Origin of the sequence: Streptomyces sp. NBC_00005 (assembly GCF_045160215.1) — a bacterium.
Lineage (GTDB): Bacteria > Actinomycetota > Actinomycetes > Streptomycetales > Streptomycetaceae > Streptomyces.
In genome coordinates, this window is the sequence record NZ_CP108316.1 from 9,030,913 (window position 1) to 9,053,058 (window position 22,146).

General features: G+C 71.3%; 14 protein-coding genes and 1 pseudogene. 12 read left to right on the plus strand and 3 right to left on the minus strand.

The window, feature by feature from the left end:
• Nucleotides 1-504: 504 nt before the first annotated feature.
• Nucleotides 505-2,097 carry a Na+/H+ antiporter gene (locus tag OG303_RS41205; protein ID WP_405875006.1) on the minus strand — a complete coding sequence of 531 codons (1,593 nt, stop codon included), beginning with the start codon at nt 2,095-2,097 and terminating at the stop codon, nt 505-507.
• A gap of 183 nt (nt 2,098-2,280) precedes the next feature.
• On the opposite strand from OG303_RS41205, the pseudogene OG303_RS41210 reads away from it, so the two are divergent.
• From OG303_RS41210 to OG303_RS41220, 3 genes and pseudogenes are all read left to right on the plus strand, one after another.
• Nucleotides 2,281-4,734 (plus strand): annotated as a pseudogene (locus OG303_RS41210) (ATP-binding protein); the annotation flags it as partial.
• A gap of 728 nt (nt 4,735-5,462) precedes the next feature.
• Nucleotides 5,463-6,305 carry a DUF4118 domain-containing protein gene (locus tag OG303_RS41215; RefSeq protein WP_405875007.1) on the plus strand — a complete coding sequence of 281 codons (843 nt, stop codon included), beginning with the start codon at nt 5,463-5,465 and terminating at the stop codon, nt 6,303-6,305.
• Between the two features lie 97 nt (nt 6,306-6,402).
• Nucleotides 6,403-8,319, plus strand: a complete 1,917-nt coding sequence (locus OG303_RS41220; protein ID WP_405875008.1) for an NAD-binding protein — start codon at nt 6,403-6,405, stop codon at nt 8,317-8,319.
• A gap of 58 nt (nt 8,320-8,377) precedes the next feature.
• Here the strand turns inward: OG303_RS41220 and OG303_RS41225 are convergent, their stop codons facing one another.
• The gene (locus OG303_RS41225) at nt 8,378-8,935 is read right to left on the minus strand and encodes a hypothetical protein (protein ID WP_405875009.1); all 558 of its coding nucleotides are present in this window, start codon (nt 8,933-8,935) and stop codon (nt 8,378-8,380) included.
• 275 nt (nt 8,936-9,210) lie between these two features.
• Between OG303_RS41225 and OG303_RS41230 the strand changes: the two genes are divergently transcribed.
• The 7 genes from OG303_RS41230 (at nt 9,211) to OG303_RS41260 (ending at nt 19,247) form a co-directional block, all read left to right on the plus strand.
• Entirely contained in the window at nt 9,211-11,052 is a 1,842-nt protein-coding gene (locus tag OG303_RS41230; protein WP_405875010.1) for an APC family permease, read from the plus strand.
• A gap of 242 nt (nt 11,053-11,294) precedes the next feature.
• Nucleotides 11,295-11,384 (plus strand): K(+)-transporting ATPase subunit F, encoded by a 90-nt coding sequence (kdpF, locus tag OG303_RS41235; RefSeq protein ID WP_016434100.1) that lies wholly within the window; start codon nt 11,295-11,297, stop codon nt 11,382-11,384.
• An 8-nt stretch (nt 11,385-11,392) separates the two neighbouring features.
• Nucleotides 11,393-13,057 carry a potassium-transporting ATPase subunit KdpA gene (kdpA, locus tag OG303_RS41240; RefSeq protein ID WP_405875011.1) on the plus strand — a complete coding sequence of 555 codons (1,665 nt, stop codon included), beginning with the start codon at nt 11,393-11,395 and terminating at the stop codon, nt 13,055-13,057.
• On the plus strand, nt 13,054-15,186 hold the full coding sequence (kdpB, locus tag OG303_RS41245) for a potassium-transporting ATPase subunit KdpB (protein ID WP_405875012.1): 2,133 nt from the start codon (nt 13,054-13,056) through the stop codon (nt 15,184-15,186). The genes kdpA and kdpB overlap by 4 nt, the downstream gene beginning before the upstream one ends.
• Nucleotides 15,187-15,191: 5 nt before the next feature.
• The gene (locus OG303_RS41250) at nt 15,192-15,899 is read left to right on the plus strand and encodes a potassium-transporting ATPase subunit C (RefSeq protein ID WP_405875013.1); all 708 of its coding nucleotides are present in this window, start codon (nt 15,192-15,194) and stop codon (nt 15,897-15,899) included.
• A 118-nt stretch (nt 15,900-16,017) separates the two neighbouring features.
• Nucleotides 16,018-16,701 carry a response regulator gene (locus tag OG303_RS41255; RefSeq protein WP_405875014.1) on the plus strand — a complete coding sequence of 228 codons (684 nt, stop codon included), beginning with the start codon at nt 16,018-16,020 and terminating at the stop codon, nt 16,699-16,701.
• Between the two features lie 2 nt (nt 16,702-16,703).
• The gene (locus tag OG303_RS41260) at nt 16,704-19,247 is read left to right on the plus strand and encodes a DUF4118 domain-containing protein (RefSeq protein ID WP_405875015.1); all 2,544 of its coding nucleotides are present in this window, start codon (nt 16,704-16,706) and stop codon (nt 19,245-19,247) included.
• Between the two features lie 71 nt (nt 19,248-19,318).
• Here the strand turns inward: OG303_RS41260 and OG303_RS41265 are convergent, their stop codons facing one another.
• A complete protein-coding gene (locus OG303_RS41265) occupies nt 19,319-19,879 on the minus strand; it encodes a universal stress protein (protein ID WP_405875016.1) in 561 nt (186 codons plus the stop codon).
• A 374-nt stretch (nt 19,880-20,253) separates the two neighbouring features.
• On the opposite strand from OG303_RS41265, the gene OG303_RS41270 reads away from it, so the two are divergent.
• Together OG303_RS41270 and OG303_RS41275 are read left to right on the plus strand one after the other, a co-directional pair.
• Nucleotides 20,254-20,634 (plus strand): SAV_915 family protein, encoded by a 381-nt coding sequence (locus OG303_RS41270; protein ID WP_405875017.1) that lies wholly within the window; start codon nt 20,254-20,256, stop codon nt 20,632-20,634.
• Between the two features lie 5 nt (nt 20,635-20,639).
• Nucleotides 20,640-22,106, plus strand: a complete 1,467-nt coding sequence (locus OG303_RS41275) for a glycoside hydrolase family 43 protein (RefSeq protein ID WP_405875018.1) — start codon at nt 20,640-20,642, stop codon at nt 22,104-22,106.
• Nucleotides 22,107-22,146 lie beyond the last annotated feature (40 nt).

Below are 22,146 nucleotides of genomic sequence, written 5' to 3' on the forward strand. Positions count from 1 at the left end.
GCACCAGCGTAAGCGGAGCGTGACGCCTGGGCCCACGGATCATGGGGCCGTGGGCGTCAAGCTTCCGTTAAGACTGGCCTTGTCCGCGTTGGCCGCGCATCAAGGAAGGAACAGCGAGTCACTTCGGACGTCGGCTGGGCTGTATGGACGGCGGGGATGGCGGTCAGGGTGGCCATGGCGGTCGTGGCAGCCCGCAGGGGGCGGCGGTTCGGAGGGGGCACCCAGCGTGACGTCGAGGGGGACACTCAGCGTGATGTCGTACGAGGTCGTCCGGGCGGCTCGGCGAAGAGTGCGGCCGGTGGGGCGACGAGGAGGTCGCCGGCTTGTTGCGGGCTTGTTCGGGTGCCTGACGTAGGAGTAGGGGTACGTGGGCAGCGGCGCCGGGAGCAGCGACGGGCCGGGTGGTTGGGGCGGGACCGCTGGAGGGAGGCCGTGCGGGCCAGGGGCGAGGGGCTGGAACTCCGGTCGCGGTCGGTCGAGTTCCGCTGCTGAGTGCCCTGTGACTCACGCGTCCGCGAGCCGTGCCTCTTCCAGGTCCAGGGATCGCTGGAGTCGGCGGCGGGTCGTGTCGCTGATGGCGTGGTCGTCGTACAGGCGCTGCAACTCGGCTGCCTCGACCCCTATCAGGTCCCGGCGGAGCTGGCGGTAGACCAGGTCGGCGGACTCGGTCGGTACGCCGTGGCCGTGGCCGTGGCCGTGGCCGTTGCTGTCGGCGAGGCGGTCGCGGGCGTCGTCGAGGCGGGCGTTCAGGCCCCGGCGGAGGCGGTCCAGGACCACGCTCGGCACGGCCTCCAATTCCGACAGTTCCTCGAGCCGTTTGATGCCCGCGCCGGCCAGGCTGCAGCGTGCGGCGGCCTCCTCGCGCTCAGTGTGGTCGGGCTCCAGGGCGATGCCGGAGCGGCGGACGACGGGCGCGAGCGTGAAGCCCTGGACGACGAGCGTGACGACCACGACCGAGGTGGTCAGCACCAGCACCAGGGGCCGTTCCGATAGGGGGGTCCCGTTGCGCGTGGCCTCCGGGATGGACAGCGCGGCGGCCAGCGGTACGACGCCCCGGGTGCCGGCCCAGGTCAGCACCATGGGCACCCGCCAGTTCATCCGCTGGATGCCGCCCTTGCGCTGCACCACCGCCGACAACGGCGCCAGCCACAGCAGTCGTACGGCGATCAGGGTGCCCGCCACCGCCAGTGCGTACAGGGGCCATGCCTTGTCGCCGTCGGACAGCGCCTTCACCTGAGCGGGCAGGGCCAGCCCTATGAGCGAGAACACCACGCTCTCCAGGAGGAACACCACCGTGCCGTAGACGGCGTGGAGTTGGAGCCGTATCCGGGCGTTGGTGAGTTTCTCGCCGCGGCCGCCCAGCACCACGCCGGCCACCACGACCGAGGTGACGCCGGAGGTGTGCGCGGCCTCTGCCAGGACGTAGGCCGCGTAGGGCGTGACCAGGGCGATCACCGTCTCCAGGACCGGGTCCTCGGTGCGCCGGCGGATCAGTGCGACGACGCCTGCGACGGCGGCCCCGATGAGCGTGCCGCCGCCCGCGAGCAGCAGGAACTCGCCGCCCGCCGCTCCCCAGTCGGCGGCCGCCGAGGCCACCGCGACGCTCACCGCGACCCGAAAGAGGACCAGTGAGGTCGCGTCGTTGAACAGGCTCTCGGCCTGGACCATGACCTGCACCTTCGGCGGCAGGGCGAGCCGTCTGCCCAGGGCGGTGACCGCCACGGGGTCGGTGCTGGCCAGGACCGCGCCCAGGACGAGTGCCATCTGCCACGACAGCGGCGTCACCAGCGAGGCCACCGCGCCCACGGCCGCCGCGGAGGCCAGCACGAGGCCCACCGCGAGTACCCCGACGGGCCGCCACACCACCCGCAGTTCGCGCCAGGACAGCTCCTCGGCGCTGGCGTAGAGCAGGGGCGGAAGTACGACGAGGCCGATGATCTCGGGGCTGATCTCGATCTGTGGGGTGCCGGGCAGCAGGGCCACGGCGAGACCGGCGACGACGAGGAGAGAGGGGGCGGGAATGCGCCACCGGCGCGCGAACGTCGCGACCACCGTGGCCAGCACCACGAGTGCGAGAACCGTTCCGACGCTGCGCATGCCGTCTCCCTGGACTTCGAGAGGAGCCACCGCGGCTCCCTGCCGACCAGACTTCCCGGCACACCGCGTTCACCCTATCCCGGCCGCGGCCCGTCAAGACAGTGTCAACGTCCCTGCCGGCAGCGCCAGGGACGCGTCAAGACGACTGACCTGTGGGCGTGCGGAGCGTTTCGCTTGGGGGTGATGAATGACGTACGGCGCGGACGGTTGAAGGTCTACCTCGGGGCGGCCCCCGGGGTCGGCAAGACGTACCGCATGCTCGACGAGGGGCGCCGCCGGGCCGGCCGCGGCGCCGATGTCGTCGTGGCGTTCGCCGAGTGCCACGGGCGGCCGCGGACCGAGGCGATGCTCGACGGCCTCGAGACGGTGCGGCGGACCGAATGCACCTATCGGGGCGGGCGGTTCGAGGAGATGGACCTCGGCGCGGTGCTCGCGCGCCGGCCCGAGGTCGCGATCGTCGACGAGTTCGCCCACACCAACGTCCCCGGCGGCGGCCGGAACCCCAAGCGCTGGCAGGACATCGAGGCGCTGCTGGCCGCCGGAACCGACGTGATCACCGCGGTCAACGTCCAGCACCTGGAGTCCCTCAAGGACGTCGTCGAGAAGATCACCGGGGTGCCGCAGCACGAGACGGTGCCCGACGAAGTCGTCCGCCGGGCCCGGCAGATCGAGCTCGTCGACATCCCGCCCGAGGGACTGCGCCGCCGTATGGCGCACGGCAACATCTACGCCCCCGAGAAGATCGACGCGGCCCTCGCCAACTACTTCCGGCCCGGCAATCTGACCGCGCTGCGTCAACTGGCGTTGCTGTGGGTGGCCGACCGGGTCGACGAGGCGCTCAACAGCTACCGGGCCGAGCACGCCATCGGCACCGTGTGGGAGACGCGCGAGCGGGTGGTGGTCGCCCTGACCGGCGGGCCGGAAGGGGACACGCTCATCCGGCGGGCCGCCCGGATCGCCGACCGGTCGGCCGGCGGCGAGCTGCTCGCGGTGCACGTGGCCCGCAGCGACGGGCTGGCCGCCGGTGTCTCGCATGCGTCGCTGGCTCGGCAGCGGAGGCTTGTCGAGGACCTCGGGGGCAGCTATCACTCGGTGGTCGGGGACGACGTCGCCGCCTCGCTGGTGGAGTTCGCCCGTGCCGAGAACGCCACTCAGCTCGTCCTCGGCGCCAGTCGGCGCGGACGCCTTGAGCGGTTCCTGACGGGACTCGGCACGGGGGAGACCGTCGTCGCGCTCTCCGGCGACATCGACGTCCACCGGGTCACGCACGAGCAGGCCGGCCGCGGCACCCTGCTGCCGTCCCGGCGCCGTACGCTCTCCACGTCCCGGCGGATCGCGGGGCCGGTCGCCGGACTGGTGCTGCCGTTCCTGCTCACGGCGGGCCTGGCGCAGGTGCGCGGGACGCTGAACCTCACCAGCGAGGCCCTGCTGTTTCTGCTCTCGGTGGTGGGCGTGGCCTGCATAGGCGGCGTGGTCTCCGCGGTGATCGCCTCCGTCACGGCGTCCCTGCTGCTCAACTACTGGTTCATCCCGCCCATCGGCCAGTTCACGCTGGACGATCCCAACGCGCTGATCGCACTGGCCGTCTTCGCGGTGGTGGCCGCCACGGTGGCCGCCGTCGTCGACCGCTCGCTGCGCCTGTCGCGCCGCGCGGCGCGGGCCACCGCCGAGGCCGAGACGATGTCCTCGCTCGCCGGGAGCATCGTGCGCGGCGGCCAGACCATCCCCGCGCTGCTGGAGCGGACGCGTGAGACGTTCGGGATGGAGTCGGCGGAACTGGTCGACGAGCCGCCGGATACCGAGGGCGCGACCGTCGTCCCGGCAGGGCCGGGAGCTTTCCTGGCGTTGCGCGGGCGCACCCTGTCCTCGTCCGAGCGGCGCGTCCTTGCCGCCTTCGCCGCGCACGTCGGGTCGGCCGTGGAACGGGCGCGGCTGGCCGAGGCCGCCGCCGAGATAGAGCCGGTCCGCGCCGCCGACCGCATGCGTACGGCGCTGCTGCGGGCCGTGGGCCACGACCTGCGCACCCCGCTCGCCGCGGGCTGGGCCGCGGTCACCTCGCTGCGCAGCCGTGACGTCGAGTTCTCCGCCGCGGACCGGGACGAACTCCTCGCCACCGCCGACGAGTCCATGGCCAAGCTCAACCGCCTGGTCGAGAACCTCCTCGACCTCAGCCGCCTGGAAGCGGGCGTACTCAAGCTCAACCTGCGTGCCACGGCCCTGGAGGAGGTCCTCCCGGCCGCTCTGATGGACACGCCCGATGTCGAGGTCGGGGATGTGGAGGCGATCCCCGCGGTGCTGGCCGACCCGCCCTTGCTGGAGCGCGTGATCGCCAACCTGGTGGGCAACGCGGCCCGCCACACCGCGGCCGGGGCCAAGGTGCTGGTGACCGCCAGCGCGCTCGCGGGCCGGGTCGAACTACGCGTCGTGGACCGTGGTCCAGGCCTCCCGTCGGCGGGCCGGGACCGCCTGTTCGAGCCCTTCCAGCGCCTCGGCGACACCGACAACTCCACCGGCCTCGGCCTGGGCCTCGCCCTGTCCCGCGGCCTGACCGAGGCGATGGACGGCACGCTGACCCCGGAGGACACACCGGGCGGCGGGTTGACGATGGTGGTGTCACTGCCGTTGGCGGAACGGACCGGACGGGCCGGACAGGTTGAGCAGGTCGCTACGGCTGAGGGGGGCGTGCGAGGCGAACTGGCCGAGGAAGGCGTGCGTGCCGAGTCGGCCTGGCGGGTGGAGCGTGCCGAGACGGCTGAGCGGGTGGAGCGCTTCGACGGGGCCGAGTCGTCCGAGCGGGCGGCGGGGGTCGAGTGCACCGGGCGTATCGACGTGTCCGAGCGTGCCGAGCGGGCGGGGCGCCGCGGTTCGGCCGAACCGTCCGGGTGCGCCGGGCGGGTGGAGCGTGGCGAGCCGGCCGAGTCGGCCGAGCCAGCCGCGGAGGCCGAGCGACCCGGACGCACGGAAGTGTCCGGCCCCGCCGAGCGGGCAGGGCTGCGCGGACCCGTTGAACTGTCCGAGCGCGCCGAGCAGTTGGAGGGGGTGGAGCCAGCCGCGGAGGCCGAGCGACCCGGACGCACGGAAGTGTCCGGCCCCGCCGAGCGGGCAGGGCCACGCGAACCCGCCGAAGTGTCCGACCCCGCCGCGCAGGCGGGGCCACGCGGACCCGTTGAACCGCCCGCCCTCGCCGCGCAGGCAAGGCCACGCCAACGCGCTGAACCATCCGACCGCGACGCGCAGTTGGAGAGATCCGAGCGCGCCGAACCATCACAGCGAATCGCGGAGGCGGAGCCCCGCGCCCCCGTCGACCACATCGCCCTCACCGAACAACAGCGCCCAACCGGCGCCAGGAAAGCGGGAGGTGTCCCATGAGTGCCGAGACCAGTCTGTTGAGTACCGCCGCCAGGCGGTGGCGGCCGCACCGCTCCACCGACGGAACGCGCGCGGCAACCTGGCCGGCGCGGGACCGGGTCGCTCTGGCCGTCGGCCTCGTCGTCCCGTTCCTGGTGGCGCTCGCGCTCGTGCCGTTCCGGACGAACGTCTCGCACACCAACGCCGCCCTGATCCTCGTCCTCGTCGTCGTCGCGGTCTCCGCGCTCGGCAGCCGGACGGCGGGGGTGCTGGCCGCCCTGTCGGCCGCGGCATGGTTCGACTTCTTCCTCACCCGGCCGTACGAGACCTTCGCCATCACTGCGAACGGCGACGTCGAAACGGCGGTGCTGCTGCTGGCCGTCGGTCTGATCGTGTCCCAACTCGCCGCACGGGCCCGCCGGTTGGAAGTCATCACCGTGACCGACGCCGGTTACCTCAGCCGGATTCACGCCACCGCGGACCTCGTGCAGTCCGCCAAGTCGGCCGACATGGTGGTCGATCACGTGCGGCGCGAACTGACCGGCCTTCTCGGGCTGCGTGGCTGCCGCTTCGAGTACGGCACGCTCATGGGGCAGCCGCCGCGCCTCCAGCCCGACGGCGGCCTGACCGTGGGCTCGCGGTACTGGGACATCGACGCGAGCGGTTGGCCCGAGGGCGAGATCGAGCTGCGGGCGTACGGCAGCGGGCACTACCTCGGCCGCTTCATGCTCACCCCGGGACCGGGGCCGGGACCGGGACCGGGACCCGTGCCCGAACTGCAGGCCCGGCTGGTCGCCGTGACGCTGGCCGACCAGACCGGAGTCGCCCTCGACACCGCGCGGACGGTGCGTGAGGGCTGATCCCGCCTGCCGGTCTTGGCGTGATCTTGACGCAATCTTGGACGCTGTCAGGTACACGGCCGGAACCGGTTTCCCGGCGCCCGCCGTTCTGCCTGGTGTGACGTCAACCCTCCCCCTCCGCACGGACCCCGCGCAGCGAGCGCAGCACATGGTCATCTGCGGCGACGACGGACTCGCGCACCGGCTCGCCGTGGAACTCGACGGCGTGTGCGGCGAGATCGTCACCGTCGTGCTGCCCTCCGCGAGCGACGAGCACGGTGCCCGGATCGCCGCGCTGCACCACGACCCGGACTCGCCCGTCGAACTGCACGTCTCCGCGCGCCCCGACGAGCGGACCCTGCGCGCGGCGGGCGTCGAGCGGGCCGCCGCCCTCGCCCTCACCTACCGGGACGACCAGGTCAACATGACCGCCGCCCTGCTCGCCCGTACCGTCAACCCCTCGGTCCGGCTGGTCGTCCGGATGTTCAACCGCGAGCGCGGCCGCCATCTGGAACGGCTGCTGGACCGGGCGGCGGGCCTGTGCGACGACCCCGCCCACGACACCTCCACCACGGTGCTCTCCGACGCCGACACCGCCGTACCGGAACTGGTGGCGGCCGCCGCCGTGGGCCACGGACACACCCTCCAGATCGAGGGCAAGGTCTTCCGCGGCGTCGTACGGGCGGCGCGGACGCCGTCGCAGGTCACCGACCTGGCCACCCTCGCCGTCCTGTCCGGCGCGCACCGGGACGACCCGGCGAGCCAGGACAGCGCGGAGACGGCCGGCGAGGACGGCACCCAGCTCCTGCCCGACACCCGGACCTCGTACCACCGGCAGTTCACGCACGGCCGATTGATGCTGGAGGAGATCACCCACCTCGCCGCCGAACCGATCGCCCGCGCCCGGCGCGTCCGCCCCCGCGCCTGGCTGCGGGCCCGGCTCGCCCACCTGCCGTGGAAGGTCCTCCTCTCGCACCAACTCGCCGCCGTCTACGGGGCATTGGCGGCAGTCGTGGTCGGCCTCTCCACCGCCACCGCGCTCTTCGCCGACGAGCATCCCTGGTGGAAGAACGTCTATCTGCCGCTGCTGGACATCTTCACCATGGGCGACCCGGCCACCGAGGAGTCGGTCGCCCGCCGCATCCTCCAACTGCTCGCCGGTTTCGTGGGGTTGGCCGTCCTCCCGCTCGTCATCGCCGCGACCGCGAACGCCACCGGGGCCTTCCGCACCGCCTCGGCGAGTCATCCGCCCGAGGACGACGTGAACGGGCACATCGTCCTGGTGGGCCTCGGCATGGTCGGCACCCGGGTGCTGGACCGTCTGCACGCCACCGGCCACCAGGTGGTGGCCATCGAGCGCGACCCGCTCGCCCGCGGCGTCGCCCTCGCCCGCCAGCTCGGCATACCCCTCATCCTCGAGGACGCCACGGCCCCGGGAGTGCTCCAGCTGGCCCGCGTCCGGCAGAGCGGATCGCTGCTCGTCCTCACCCGCGACGACGGCCAGAACCTCGACATCGTCATGGCCGTCCGGGAGACCAACCCCGAAGTGCGCGTGGTGGCAAGGCTCTACGACGACGACTTCGCGGCAACCGTCCAGCGCACCCTGCGCGCCTCCTATCCGGACGCCCTCACTCGGAGCAGAAGCGTTTCCGCGCTGGCCGCGCCCTCGTTCGCCGCCGCGATGATGGGCCGGCATGTGCTGGGGGTGATGCCGGTGGAGCGGGGCTCCCTGCTGTTCACGTGCGTGGACGTGGCCGGGCACCCCGAACTGGAAGGGCGCTCGGTGCACGAGACGTTCCGGGAGAACGAGTGGCGGGTGCTGGCCGTCGGGGCCGCCGAAGGGCCGCTCCCCGGGGCGGTTTCGGTCGTGGACGGACCCGCCGGATTCCGCGCCGACCGGGTGGACTTCGACTGGCGCCCGCCACAGGGCCGGATCCTGCGCGCCGGTGACCGGGTGGTCCTGGCGACGACGCGGCGCGGCCTGGACATCCTGATGACGGGCGTGCAGCCGCACCCGGGAGACCGGCGGGGCTGAATCCGAGGGACCGGTGGCGCTGAGCGCAGGCTTTCTGATCAGTCCTGACCGGTCGCCGTCAGTTCAGGTCGGACACCTTGAACACCGTCTGCGCCGTCTCGCGCTCCACCCGCTCCGCGACCCGGTCCAGCGCGGTGGCCCCGCACAGCAGGGTGCCGAGGGCCAGCGACCTGCGGGCGTCCTTGTGGAGCCGTTGCCAGAGATCGGGGTTGTCGACGAGGAGCTGAGGGTCGATTGCGACCCGCTCGCCGAAGACGTCCCGCAGCACCAGGCGTTGGGTGATCCCGTCGAGGCAGCGCACCGAAACCAGCAGGTCGGTGCGGATCGTCCGGGTGCGCAGCAGACGGCGCGAGGTCAGCCGGCCCTCGCCGACCGAGACCCGGTCGGGACAGAGCACGAGGAAGAGCAGCACCGCGAGCGCCGACCACAGCGCACCGCGCCGCGGGGACAGGGTGTCCGCGCCCCAGTCGATCAGGAGCAGCAGGACGAGGAGCACGGCGGCGCAGCGGATCGCACCGAACAGATCCCCCGCCCAGCGGCGGTCGTGGACCACGGGTCCGAATCCCGGTGCGGAGGTGCCGAGTCCGCGTCGTCGCGGGTCGTCGCGGTGTCCCATACCGACGACGGTAGAGACCGTACGACGTGGTGGAACGGACCTTGACGGGACCCATACGGCCCCGCGTCCCTTCTTGACGCCGCCGCAGCGACCGGCCGTCGGTCGTCCGGATCACACACCCGTCAAGGACGCGTCAAAGACGGCGGGTTCGGCGCGAAGAACGCGCAAGGGCCGCTCTGCCGTCCGGAGATCGGGACAGAACCTTGGTGCACCGGACGCGATGGCCGCGCACGGCTGTCCACCCGCATGCGGGTTGCACGAAGGAGCACGTACCCATGTCCGTTCTGACCACCGAACCGGGCGCCGTCCCCGCAGGTGAGGAACCGCCGGATACCGGCGAAACCCATCGGCTCACCGCCGTCACCGGCCTCGCGGCCCTCTCCCTGGACGCCATGGCGTCGGTGGCGTACGGCCCCGAGGCGATCGTCCTGGTGCTGGCCGCGGCCGGCGCCCACGGGCTGGGTTTCACCCTGCCGGTGACCCTGGCCATCGCGGGCCTGCTGGCGGTGCTGGTCGCGTCGTACCGGCAGGTGATCGCGGCCTTCCCGGATGGCGGCGGGTCGTACGCCGTGGCCAAGACGCATCTGGGGGCGCGGACCAGCCTGGTGGCGGCGGCCTCGCTCGTCCTGGACTACGTGCTCAACGTCGCGGTCGCGGTCACGGCCGGCGTCGCAGCCCTCACCTCGGCCTTCCCGGCGCTCTACGCCGACCGGCTGTGGCTGTGCCTGGCGGTTCTCGTGCTCATCACCGCGGTGAACCTGCGCGGCATCGTGGAGTCCGCCAAGGCCTTCATCGTGCCGACCGTCGTGTTCGTCGGCTCGATCTTCGTGCTGATCGTCGTCGGGCTGTTCCGTTCCGAGCCCGTGAGCACGGCCACCGCGGCCGGCCACGCCTCGGCACTCGCCGACAACGCCACCACGGTGGGCGTCCTTCTGCTGCTGAAAGCTTTCGCTTCGGGTTGTGCGGCGCTGACCGGCGTGGAGGCGATAGCCAACGCCGTCCCCTCCTTCCGGGTCCCGCGCGCCAAGAGGGCCCAACGGGCGGAGATCGCGCTCGGCGCCGTGCTCGGAGTGATGTTGATCGGCCTGGCGGTGCTGATCTCCCGCTTCCACCTCCAGCCGGTCGAGGGCGTCACCGTCCTCGCCCAGCTCGCCGACGCCTCGCTCGGCCACAACTGGGCTTTCTACGTCATCCAGTTCGCGACGATGATCCTGCTGGCGCTGTCCGCGAACACCTCGTTCGGCGGCCTGCCGGTGCTGCTGAAGCTGCTGGCCCGTGACAACTACCTGCCGCACGTCTTCGCACTGAAGGCCGACCGCCAGGTGCACCGGCACGGCGTCCTCGCCCTGGCCGCGGTCTCCGCCGCGCTGCTGGTCTTCTCCGGCGGCGACACCAACACCCTGGTGCCGCTGTTCGCGATCGGCGTCTTCGTCGGCTTCACCATCGCCCAGGTCGGCATGGTCCGGCACTGGCGGCTCGAACGCGGGCCCGGCTGGAAGGGCAAGGCGCTGCTCAACGGGTTCGGTGCCGTCCTCACCGGCGTCGCGACTGTCGTCGTGACGGCGTCCAAGTTCGAGGAGGGCGCCTGGCTGATCGTGATCACCCTGCCGCTGCTGGTCGTGGCCTTCGAGATCGTGCATCGCGCCTACGGCCGGATCGGCGAGCGGCTGGGCCTGGGCCGCATACCGGAGCACCCGCACCGCGACCGCTCGGTGGTGATCGTGCCGGTGTCGTCCATCTCCCGCCTCACCTCGGAGGCGCTGACAGCCGCCGCCTCCCTCGGCGACGAGGTCCGCGCGGTCACCGTCTGCTACCCCGACCCCGAGGACCGGGTAGCGCTGCACGCCCTGGAGCGGGCCTGGGCGGAGTGGGACCCGGGCGTGCCGCTGGTCCGGCTGGCGTGCGAGCGCCGCAGCCTGGGCCGTCCCATCGCCGCCTACGTCCGCGAGGTGTCGGTGTCGGAGCCGGCCATCCGGGTCACCGTGCTCATCCCGGAGGCGGAGCCCGAGCGGCTGTGGCAGCGGCTGCTGCAGAACCAGCGGGGCGCGGTCGTCGCGCACGCGGTGCGCCGGGAGACGGACGCCGTGATCTGCCGACTGCGGTTCCGTCTGTTCTGACCTTGGCGCGCTTTTGACCTGCGGAGATCGCGGTGCCGTATGAGTTCCGTCAAAGGCGCGCAGTGCGCCGTATGGGACCCGTCAACGGCGCTCGATTCCGGCCACGAAGGCTGTTTCCTCTAAGCGTCCCTGTCCGATCGAACCCAACTCCAGGAGCTCACGATGGCCGATCTGGCCTTCGTCGTCACCACGATCGCGTGCTTCGCGCTGGTGGCCCTCGTCGCCAAGGGGGTGACCAAGCTGTGACCGCCGAGAACATCGTCGGCCTCGTCGTGGCCGTCGCCCTGCTGGGCTATCTCGTCCTCGCCCTGATCTTCCCGGAGAGGTTCTGAGACAAGACATGGGTCCCGTACTTGCCGGTGTGCTCCAGCTGCTCGCTCTGATAGCGGCACTGGCACTCGCCTACGTCCCCCTTGGCAACTACATGGCCAGGGTCTACTCCTCCGACAAGCACCTGCGCGTCGAGAAGTGGATCTACAAGGGCATCGGTGCCAACCCGAACACCGAGATGCGCTGGCCGGCGTACCTGCGCGGCGTCCTGGCCTTCTCGTTCGTGAGTGTCCTCTTCCTCTATCTGCTGCAGCGGCTCCAGGGTCACCTGCCCGGCTCGCTGGGCTTCAAGGCCATCGACCCGGACCAGGCGTTCAACACCGCCGCGTCCTTCGTGACCAACACCAACTGGCAGTCGTACTACGGCGAGCAGGCCATGGGCCACGTCGTGCAGACCGCCGGTCTGGCCGTGCAGAACTTCGTTTCCGCGGCCGTCGGCATCGCGGTGGCGGTGGCCCTCGTACGAGGGTTCGCGCGCTCCCGTACCGGTGAGCTCGGCAACTTCTGGTCGGACATGGTGCGTGGTGTCGTACGCATCCTGCTGCCGCTGTCCGTCGTCGCCGCGATCGTGCTGGTCGCCTGCGGGGCCATCCAGAACTTCTCCGGCATTCACGAGGTCGGGCAGTTCATGGGCGGGCACCAGCAGTGGAACGGCGGTGCGGTCGCCTCGCAGGAGGCCATCAAGGAGGTCGGTACCAACGGCGGCGGCTACTTCAACGCCAACTCCGCCCACCCGTTCGAGAACCCGACCCCGTTCACGAACCTCTTCGAGATCTTCCTGCTGCTGGTCATCCCGTTCGCGCTGACCCGCACGTTCGGCATCATGGTCGGCTCCATCAAGCAGGGCTACGCGATCCTCGCCACGATGGCCACCATCTGGCTGGGCTTCATCGCCCTGATGATGTGGACCGAGTTCAACCACCACGGCCCGGCGTTCGACATCGCGGGCGGTGCGATGGAGGGCAAGGAGACCCGCATCGGTGTCGGCGCCTCGTCGATCTTCGCGGTGTCGACCACGCTCACCTCGACCGGCGCGGTGGACTCCTTCCACTCCTCCTTCACCGGTCTCGGCGGCGGTATCACCATCCTGGGCATGCAGCTGGGCGAGATCGCGCCCGGTGGTACCGGTTCCGGTCTCTACGGCATGCTGATCATGGCCGTCATCGCGGTGTTCATCGCCGGTCTCATGGTCGGCCGTACGCCCGAGTACCTGGGCAAGAAGATCGGCACCCGCGAGATCAAGTTTGCGGCCTGCTACATCCTCATCACGCCGGCGCTGGTGCTCATCTTCACCGCCGCCGCGATGGCCCTGCCCACCCCGGGCAACTCGATGACCAACAGCGGGGCGCACGGATTCTCCGAGATCCTCTACGCCTACTCCTCGGGCGCCAACAACAACGGTTCGGCCTTCGCCGGTCTCAACGCCGACACGCAGTGGTTCAACACCACCATCGGGCTCGCGATGATCCTCGGCCGTTTCCTGCCGATGGTGTTCGTGCTGGCGCTGGCCGGTTCGCTCGCCGAGCAGAAGCCGGTGCCGGAGACCGCGGGCACCCTGCGTACCGAGAAGCCGTTGTTCACCGGCCTGTTGGTGGGCGCGATCCTGATCATCACCGGTCTGACCTACTTCCCGGCCCTCGCGCTGGGTCCGCTGGCCGAGGGGCTGGCGTCATGACCACTCGTATAGACAACCAAGAGGACTCGATGTCCACAGCCACCCCGACCAGGGCGCCGCACAGCGACGTACCCACCGGGCACAAGCCCGCCGAAGGACGTGTCGGCGCGGGTCTGTTCGACCCCAAGCAGCTGCTGAAGTCGCTGCCGGACGCGTGCCGCAAGCTCGACCCGCGGGTGATGATCAAGTCGCCCGTGATGTTCGTGGTCCTCGTCGGCTCGGTCCTGACGACCGTCTTCTCCTTCAAGGACCCGGGCGACTGGTTCGGCTGGGCGATCAGCGCCTGGCTGTGGCTGACCGTGATCTTCGCCAACCTCGCGGAGGCCGTCGCGGAGGGTCGCGGCAAGGCGCAGGCCGACACGCTGCGCAAGGCCAAGACCGACACCGTCGCCCGCCGGCTCGTGGGGGAGAGCGAGGAGCAGGTACCGGGCACCGAGCTGAGGATCGGCGACCTGGTCGTCTGCGAGGCCGGCGACATCATCCCCGGTGACGGCGACGTCGTCGAGGGTGTCGCGTCGGTCGACGAGTCGGCGATCACGGGTGAGTCGGCCCCGGTCATCCGCGAGTCCGGCGGCGACCGTTCGGCCGTCACCGGCGGTACGAAGGTGCTGTCCGACCGCATCGTCATCAAGATCACGACGAAGCCGGGCGAGACCTTCATCGACCGGATGATCGCCCTGGTCGAGGGCGCCGCCCGGCAGAAGACGCCGAACGAGATCGCGCTGAACATCCTGCTGGCGTCCCTCACGATCGTCTTCCTGCTCGCCTGCGCCACCCTCCCGCCCTTCGCGGACTACGCGGGCACGCACCTGACGATGGTCGTGCTGGTCGCCCTGCTGGTGTGCCTCATCCCTACGACGATCGGCGCTCTGCTCTCCGCCATTGGCATCGCGGGCATGGACCGCCTGGTGCAGAGGAACGTCCTGGCCATGTCCGGCAGGGCAGTTGAGGCGGCGGGCGACGTGTCGACCCTCCTCCTCGACAAGACCGGCACGATCACGCTCGGCAACCGGCAGGCGTCGGAGTTCGTCCCGGTGAGCGGCACCACCGAGCCCGAACTCGCGGACGCCGCCCAGCTGTCGTCGCTGGCCGACGAGACGCCCGAGGGTCGCTCCATCGTCGTACTGGCGAAGGAGAAGTACAGGCTGCGCGAGCGTCACCAGGGTGAGCTCAAGGGCGCCGAGTGGATCGCCTTCACCGCGCAGACCCGGATGTCCGGCGTGGACGTCGACGGGCGCAAGATCCGCAAGGGCGCGGCCGGTTCGGTCATCGCCTGGGTCCGGGAGCAGGGCGGTGCGGTGTCCGAGGACGCCGACACCCTCGCCAACCGGATCTCCGAGGCGGGCGGTACGCCGCTGCTGGTGGCCGTCGAGGACACCGAGGGCGCACGGATCCTGGGTGTCATCCACCTCAAGGACGTCGTCAAGGAGGGCATGCGCGAGCGGTTCGACGAGCTGCGCCGCATGGGCATCAAGACCGTCATGATCACGGGTGACAACCCGCTGACGGCCAAGGCGATCGCCGAGGAGGCGGGCGTCGACGACTTCCTCGCGGAGGCCACTCCCGAGGACAAGATGGCGCTCATCAAGCGGGAGCAGGCGGGCGGCAAGCTCGTCGCGATGACCGGTGATGGCACGAACGACGCTCCGGCGCTCGCGCAGGCGGACGTCGGCGTGGCGATGAACACCGGTACGTCGGCCGCCAAGGAGGCCGGCAACATGGTCGACCTCGACTCCAACCCGACCAAGCTCATCGAGATCGTCGAGATCGGCAAGCAACTCCTCATCACCCGGGGCGCGTTGACGACGTTCTCCATCGCCAACGACGTCGCGAAGTACTTCGCGATCATCCCGGCGCTGTTCCAGGCCGTGTACCCGGGCCTGGGCAAGCTCAACGTCATGGGCCTGTCCTCGCCGGACTCCGCGATCCTTTCCGCGGTCATCTTCAACGCGCTGATCATCATCGCGCTGGTGCCGCTGTCCCTGCGGGGCGTGCAGTACCGGCCGGTGAGCGCGGACAAGATGCTCCGGCGCAACCTCACGATCTACGGCATCGGCGGACTGATCGCGCCCTTCATCGGCATCAAGCTCATCGACCTGCTCATCTCCCTCATCCCCGGAATCGGCTGATCCCCATGAACAACTCGGTTACGAACACGGCCCGGTTGCTGTGGGCGGGGCTGCGCGCCCTCCTCGTACTGACCCTGGTGACGGGAGTCGTCTACCCGCTGGTGATCACCGGCATCGCCCAGGGGCTGTTCAACAACAAGGCGAACGGCTCCGAGATCAAGTCGGAGGGCAAGGTCGTCGGCTCCTCACTGATCGGCCAGGCGTACAACCTGCCGTTGAAGAAGGGCCAGACGACCCCGGAACCCGACCTGAAGTGGTTCCAGGGCCGTCCGCAGAACGGGCTCGGCACCAACAGCGTCAACACCCAGTACAAGCTGATCCTGTCCGGCGCCACCAACCGCTCCGGCGACAACGGCGCGATCGACGGCAAGTGCACCGCGAAGTCCGAAGCGGGCACGCTGTGCAACTGGGTGCTGGCCGCCCGCGCCGCCGTCATCAAGGACAACTCGACCGCCGACTACAAGGTCAAGGCTTCCGCGATCCCCGCCGACGCGGTGACCTCCTCGGGCTCCGGCCTGGACCCTGACATCTCCCCGCAGTACGCGGAGATCCAGGTCCACCGGGTCGCCGACAAGAACGGTCTCCCGGCCGCCCAGGTGGAGAAGCTGGTCAAGGACCACACCGAGGGCCGCACGCTCGGCTTCATGGGCGAGCCCCGGGTGAACGTCCTCGAGCTCAACATCGCGCTCAAGGCACTCGTGGCCAAGAGCTGATGGCGTTACGTGACCCGAGCGGGAGTCGGCGGCCGGAGACATCCGGACCCGCCGACTCCCGTCGCCGTGAAGCCGGTTGCGAGGCGGCCGGCGCGCAGGAGAGGAATGGCGCCCACCCATGACAAGGGTGCTGGTGGTGGAGGACGACCCGCAGCTCGTGCGGGCCCTCGTGATCAACATGCAGGTGCGCCGGTACGGGGTGGACGCCGCCCCCGACGGGGCGACGGCCCTGCGGCTTGCGGCCGCACGGCAACCCGACGTGGTGCTGCTGGACCTCGGACTGCCCGACATGGACGGCGTCGACGTCATCAGGGCCCTGCGCGGCTGGAGCCGGGTTCCGGTCCTGGTGCTGTCCGCGCGCCAGGCCTCCGACGAGAAGGTCGCCGCGCTCGACGCGGGCGCCGACGACTACATCACCAAGCCCTTCAGCATGGACGAGTTGATGGCCCGGCTGCGTGCGGCCGTCCGCCGCGTCGCGGAGACCCCGCTCGGCCCCGAGACGACGCTGGTCGAGACCGACGAGTTCACCGTCGACCTGCTCGCCAAGAAGGTGGTCCGCGGACGGTACGACGTGCGGCTCACGCCTACGGAATGGCACCTGCTGGAGATCCTGATCACCAATCCCGGGCGGCTCGTCACACAGAAGTACCTGCTCCAGGAGGTCTGGGGGGTGTCCCAGAGCAACAAGACCAACTACCTGCGGGTCTACATGGCCCAGCTGCGCCGCAAGTTGGAGGCGGACCCCTCGCACCCCCGCTACCTCATCACCGAACCCGGCATGGGTTACCGCTTCGAAGGGTGAACATGGCACGCGGCAAGCTTCGGATCTACCTCGGCGCGGCACCCGGCGTCGGCAAGACGTACGCGATGCTGTCGGAGGCGCACCGGCGCATCGAACGCGGCACCGACTGCGTGGTCGCGTTCGTGGAGCACCACGGCCGGCCGCGCACCGAGGTGATGCTGCACGGTCTCGAGGAGATCGCGCGCAAGGAACTGGAGTACCGGGGCACCACGTTCACCGAGATGGACATCGACGCCGTCCTGGCCCGGCGCCCCCAGGTGGCGATGGTCGACGAGCTGCCCCACACCAACATCCCCGGCTCCCGCAACACCAAGCGCTGGCAGGACGTGGAGGAACTGCTCGCGGCCGGCATCGACGTCGTCTCCACCGTCAACATCCAGCATCTCGAATCGCTCGGCGACGTCGTCGAGTCGATCACCGGCGTACGGCAGCAGGAGACGGTCCCCGACGAAGTGGTGCGCAGGGCCGACCAGATCGAGCTGGTCGACATGTCGCCACAGGCGCTCAGACGTCGGATGGCGCACGGCAACATCTACCAGCCGGACAAGGTCGACGCGGCCCTGTCCAACTACTTCCGGCCCGGAAACCTCACAGCCCTGCGGGAGTTGGCCCTGCTGTGGGTGGCCGACCGGGTGGACGAGTACCTCAACGCGTACCGCAGCGAGCACCAGGTGTCGAAGATCTGGGGTTCGCGCGAGCGCATCGTGGTCGGGCTGACCGGCGGTCCGGAGGGGCGGACGCTGATCCGGCGGGCCGCACGCCTGGCGGAGAAGGGCGCCGGCGGCGAGGTCCTGGCCGTCTACACAGTCCGCAGCGACGGGCTCACGGCCGCGTCGCCGAAGGAACTCGCCGACCAGCGCACGCTCGTGGAGGACCTGGGCGGCACCTTCCACCAAGTCGTCGGTGACGACGTCCCGGTGGCCCTGCTGGACTTCGCCCGCGGGGTGAACGCCACCCAGATCGTGCTCGGCGTCTCCCGGCGCAAGAGCTGGCAGTACGTCCTCGGGCCGGGCGTCGGCGCCACGGTCGCCCGGGACTCGGGACCCGACCTCGACGTCCACCTCATCACCCATGACGAGGCGGGCAAGGGGCGCGGGCTGCCCGTCAACCGGGGTGCGCGACTGGGGCGTTCACGGATCATCTGGGGCTGGCTCGTCGGCGTTCTCGGTCCCGTCCTGCTCACCCTGCTGCTGACCGGCGCGGCCCCCGACGTCGGGCTCGCCAACGACATGCTGCTGTATCTGACCCTGACGGTCGCGGCGGCACTGCTCGGCGGACTGCTGCCGGCCCTGGCCTCGGCGGCGGTGGGTTCGCTGCTGCTGAACTGGTACTTCACGCCGCCCGTGCACACGTTCACCATCGCCGACCCCAAGAACATCGTCGCCATCGCGATCTTCGTCGGCGTCGCCGTGTCCGTCGCCTCCGTCGTCGACCTGGCGGCGCGCCGCACCCACCAGGCGGCCCGGTTGCGCGCCGAGTCGGAGATCCTGTCCTACCTCGCGGGCAACGTGCTGCGCGGGGAGACCAGCCTGGAGGCCCTGCTGGAGCGGGTGCGGGAGACCTTCGGGATGGAGTCCGTGGCGCTGCTGGAGCGGGAGAGCGAGGTGGCGCCCTGGACCTGCGCGGGCAGCGTGGGGCCGCGGCCCGCGCAGTGCCCCGAGGACGCGGACGCGGACATGCCCGTCGGGGACACCATGGCGCTGGCGTTGTCCGGGCGGGTGCTGCCGGCCGCCGACCGACGGGTGCTGGCCGCGTTCGGCGCGCAGGCAGCCGTCGTCCTCGACCGCCGGCGGCTGCAGAGCGAGGCCGACCGGGCCAAGGAACTGGCCGAGGGCAACCGCATCCGCACGGCGCTGCTCGCCGCCGTCAGCCACGATCTGCGCACCCCGCTCGCGGGCATCAAGGCCTCGGTCTCGTCGCTGCGTTCGGACGACGTCGAGTGGTCCGAGCAGGACCGGGCGGACCTGCTGGAGGCGATAGAGGAGGGTGCCGACCGCCTCGACCACCTGGTGGGCAACCTCCTCGACATGTCCCGCCTGCAGACCGGCACGGTCACCCCGATCATCCGGGAGATAGACCTCGACGAGGTCGTGCCCATGGCGCTGGGCGGGGTACCCGAGGACAGCGTCGAACTGGACATCCCCGAAACCCTGCCGATGGTCGAGGTCGACAAGGGGCTGCTGGAGCGGGCGGTCGCCAACGTCGTGGAGAACGCGGTCAAGTACAGCCCCGCGGGCACGCCGGTGCTGGTCTCTGCGAGCGCCATCGCCGACCGCGTCGAGGTCCGGGTCGTGGACCGGGGCCCGGGCGTCCCCGACGACGCCAAGGAACGCATCTTCGAACCGTTCCAGCGCTACGGCGACGCCCCGCGCGGCGCGGGCGTCGGCCTGGGCCTCGCAGTCGCCCGCGGCTTCACCGAGGCCATGCACGGCACGCTGACCTCAGACGACACACCGGGCGGCGGCCTCACGATGGTGCTGAGCCTGCGGATGGCCTCGGGCGGGCGGCCCGAGCAGGCGGATGCCTCGGCTTCGGTTGTCTCGTAGGCGACCGACCGTGTCGGGCCCGGCGCGGCGTGTGCTCACGCGTTCGGCCCGGCCCGGTGAGTGGCGTGTGGTCATGCCTCCGGCGGTGCCGTCCCCTCGAGCAGGTCCCCGGTGTCCAGTCGCAGTCGCCAGGTGTTGCGGCGGTGTACCGCGGTCAGTTCGGAGTTCAGCGGGGACGGTGGCACCGCGAGGACCGGGCAGGTGGCGTGGGCCAGGCAGTAGCGGCTCGTGGAGGAGAGGAACGCGCGGTGCAGCAGGCCGCGGCCGCCGGTGCCGACGACCAGCAGGTCGCTCTGGCGGTCGGCGGTCTCGACCAGGGCACGGCCCGGAACGCCCCGGACGACGAGTGCGCGCATCGGGACGTCCGGGCCGGCGTCGCCGAAGACGTCCCCGAGCGCGGCCAGCAGCCTCTCCCGGGCCAGGCGCTGCCACTGACCGACCATGAGGGACGAGGCGGGCGACCGGCGTGCCGCGAGTTCCCCGCCGGGCGGCTCCCAGGCCAGTACCGGCCACAACGCGGCGCTCCGCCGCCGGGCCTCGTCGGCCGCGCGGCGCAACGCGGTGCGGCTGCCCAGGGAACCGCTCACTCCCACCAAGACCCGGGCGGGCACGGGACCTTCGGGATCAGACATCGCTCCACCGTTCTTCGTATGCGCCCACGGGAGGCCCCGGCGGGCAGTCCTTCGAGGCCCGTGCGACGCGTCCTCCAGGGGGCGCCGTGCTGCGAGCCCGGTCCCCATCTCACTCCTGGTCCGCGGCCCGCAGCCACTCCGTACGCGACTTTTTGGCGCCCTCCTGACGGCCGTTTCGGGCACCGGTCGTCCGCCGCGTCAGCGTCCCGTCAGCGTCCGCCCGATCGCCGTCAGCATCGCGTCATGAGCAGGACGAACCCCCGGGGCGGCGGGCATAACGTCGGTGACGAGCCCCGGCCCGCCTCCCCGCGTCCGGGGCGCACATGTCCGTCCCACGCAGGACTCGTCCCCCGCACCCTCCCGGAGGCACCCCCATGACAGACATCCTGAGCGGCGAAGACCCCGAGCCCGCCGATCGGCTCCCGGCCGGACCCCTGTTCGTTCCGGTCCGGCCGGGACCCTCGGGCTGCGCGGCCCGGCTCTTCCGCACGCCCCTCGGCGAGCGCACGGCCGTCGCCTTCACCTCCGTACGCACCCTGACCTCGACCCTCGGCCCCGACCAGGCGTGGATCAGGCTCGCCGAGCCCGCGCTGCGCGCGCTGACCACCTCCGGGCGAGTGACGGCCCGGCCCTTGCCCGGAGGTGCCCCACCCCCGTCGTCCGACGCCTTGTCGGCGCCCGGGCAGCCTCGTACAGTCCGCTTCGTAATGTTCGTTGACGGGATCGAATGTTTCGACTCCCAGTCGGAGGGCTGACGCACATGCGGATGTACGAGAACCCGGTCATCGGCGGCTTCCACCCCGACCCCAGCGTCTGCCGGGTCGGCGAGGACTACTACCTGGTCTGCTCCAGCTTCGAGTACTTCCCGGGCGTCCCGCTGTTCCACAGCCGCGACCTCGTGCACTGGCGGCAGATCGGCAACGTCCTCGACCGGCCCGGCCAGTTGGACCTGCCCGACGGCACCCGGCCCTCCGGCGGCATCTACGCGCCCACGATCCGGCACCACGGCGGCCGCTTCTACATGATCACCACCAATGTCGACGGCGGGGGCAACCTCCTCGTCAGCAGCGAGCGGCCGCAGGGCCCGTGGTCCGACCCGGTGCCGATCGACCTGCCGGGCATCGACCCCGACCTGGCCTGGGACGAGGACGGCTCCTGCTGGGTCGCCTTCTCCGGGATCCAGGTGGCGCGCATCGACACGGCCACGGGAAAGGTGCTCGAAGGGCCGCTTCCGGTGTGGTCCGGCACGGGGATGCAGCACCCGGAGGCCCCGCACCTCCACCGCATCGGCGACTGGTGGTACCTGATGCTCGCCGAAGGCGGCACCGCCCACGGCCACAGCGTGTCCGTCGCCCGCGCCCGCTCGCCCCGGGGCCCCTACGAACCGGCGCCCGCCAACCCGATCCTCACGCACCGCAGTACCGACCTGCCCATCCAGTCCACCGGCCACGCCGACCTGGTCCAGGCACCCGACGGCACCTGGTGGATGGTGCTGCTGGCCACGCGCCCGCGCGGATATTTCCCCGGCTTCCACGTCCTGGGCCGGGAGACCTTCCTGACGCCCGTGGAGTGGGCCGACGGCTGGCCGACGGTGGGCCCGGTGCTGGAGAGCCACCCGGCGCCCGCCGCCTGGCACCCCCTCGAACCCGAGCCCGCGCGCGACGACTTCGACGCCGCCGACCTGGCCCCGTACTGGATCTCCCCGCGCCGCAGGCCACGGCACTCCTGGTCGCTGAGCGAGCGTCCGGGCCGGCTGACCCTGCACGCGACCGGCAGCACCCTCGACCTGCCGGGCCACACCTTCGTCGGGCGCCGGCAGCAGCACCCGGACTGCCGGATCGCGGCCCGCCTCGACCCCGGAACGGGCCGCGGCGGCCTCTCGGTGCGCATGGACGAGGCCCACCACTACGACCTCGAGGTCGCCGGGGGAGAGGCGCGCGTGATCGCCCGCATCGGCCCGGTACGGCAGGAACTCGCGCGCCGTCCACTGCCGTTGGGGCCGCACACGCTGGTCGTCGACATCCGTACGGCCGCCGACGCGCCCGTCACCGGTCCCGACACGATCGCCTTCTCGATCGAGGGCGGCGAGCCGCTCGCCGAGCTCGACGGCCGCTATCTCTCCACCCAGGTCGCCACCGGCTTCACCGGCCGCGTGATCGGCATGTACGCCACCGAGGGCAGCGCGGCCTTCGACTGGTTCGAGTACGTCCCGGCGCACAGCGCCTGAACCGTCTCAACGCCCGGCCGGACCGCGCCTGTTGGCCGCA

Coding starts and splice junctions, on each gene's coding strand:
- OG303_RS41205 (WP_405875006.1), bottom strand. CDS start 2,097: ATGCGCAGCGTCGGAACGGTTCTCGCACTCGTGGTGCTGGCCACGGTG.
- OG303_RS41215 (WP_405875007.1), top strand. CDS start 5,463: ATGAGTGCCGAGACCAGTCTGTTGAGTACCGCCGCCAGGCGGTGGCGG.
- OG303_RS41225 (WP_405875009.1), bottom strand. CDS start 8,935: ATGGGACACCGCGACGACCCGCGACGACGCGGACTCGGCACCTCCGCA.
- OG303_RS41230 (WP_405875010.1), top strand. CDS start 9,211: ATGTCCGTTCTGACCACCGAACCGGGCGCCGTCCCCGCAGGTGAGGAA.
- kdpA (WP_405875011.1), top strand. CDS start 11,393: ATGGGTCCCGTACTTGCCGGTGTGCTCCAGCTGCTCGCTCTGATAGCG.
- kdpB (WP_405875012.1), top strand. CDS start 13,054: ATGACCACTCGTATAGACAACCAAGAGGACTCGATGTCCACAGCCACC.
- OG303_RS41250 (WP_405875013.1), top strand. CDS start 15,192: ATGAACAACTCGGTTACGAACACGGCCCGGTTGCTGTGGGCGGGGCTG.
- OG303_RS41255 (WP_405875014.1), top strand. CDS start 16,018: ATGACAAGGGTGCTGGTGGTGGAGGACGACCCGCAGCTCGTGCGGGCC.
- OG303_RS41260 (WP_405875015.1), top strand. CDS start 16,704: ATGGCACGCGGCAAGCTTCGGATCTACCTCGGCGCGGCACCCGGCGTC.
- OG303_RS41265 (WP_405875016.1), bottom strand. CDS start 19,879: ATGTCTGATCCCGAAGGTCCCGTGCCCGCCCGGGTCTTGGTGGGAGTG.
- OG303_RS41270 (WP_405875017.1), top strand. CDS start 20,254: ATGACAGACATCCTGAGCGGCGAAGACCCCGAGCCCGCCGATCGGCTC.
- OG303_RS41275 (WP_405875018.1), top strand. CDS start 20,640: ATGCGGATGTACGAGAACCCGGTCATCGGCGGCTTCCACCCCGACCCC.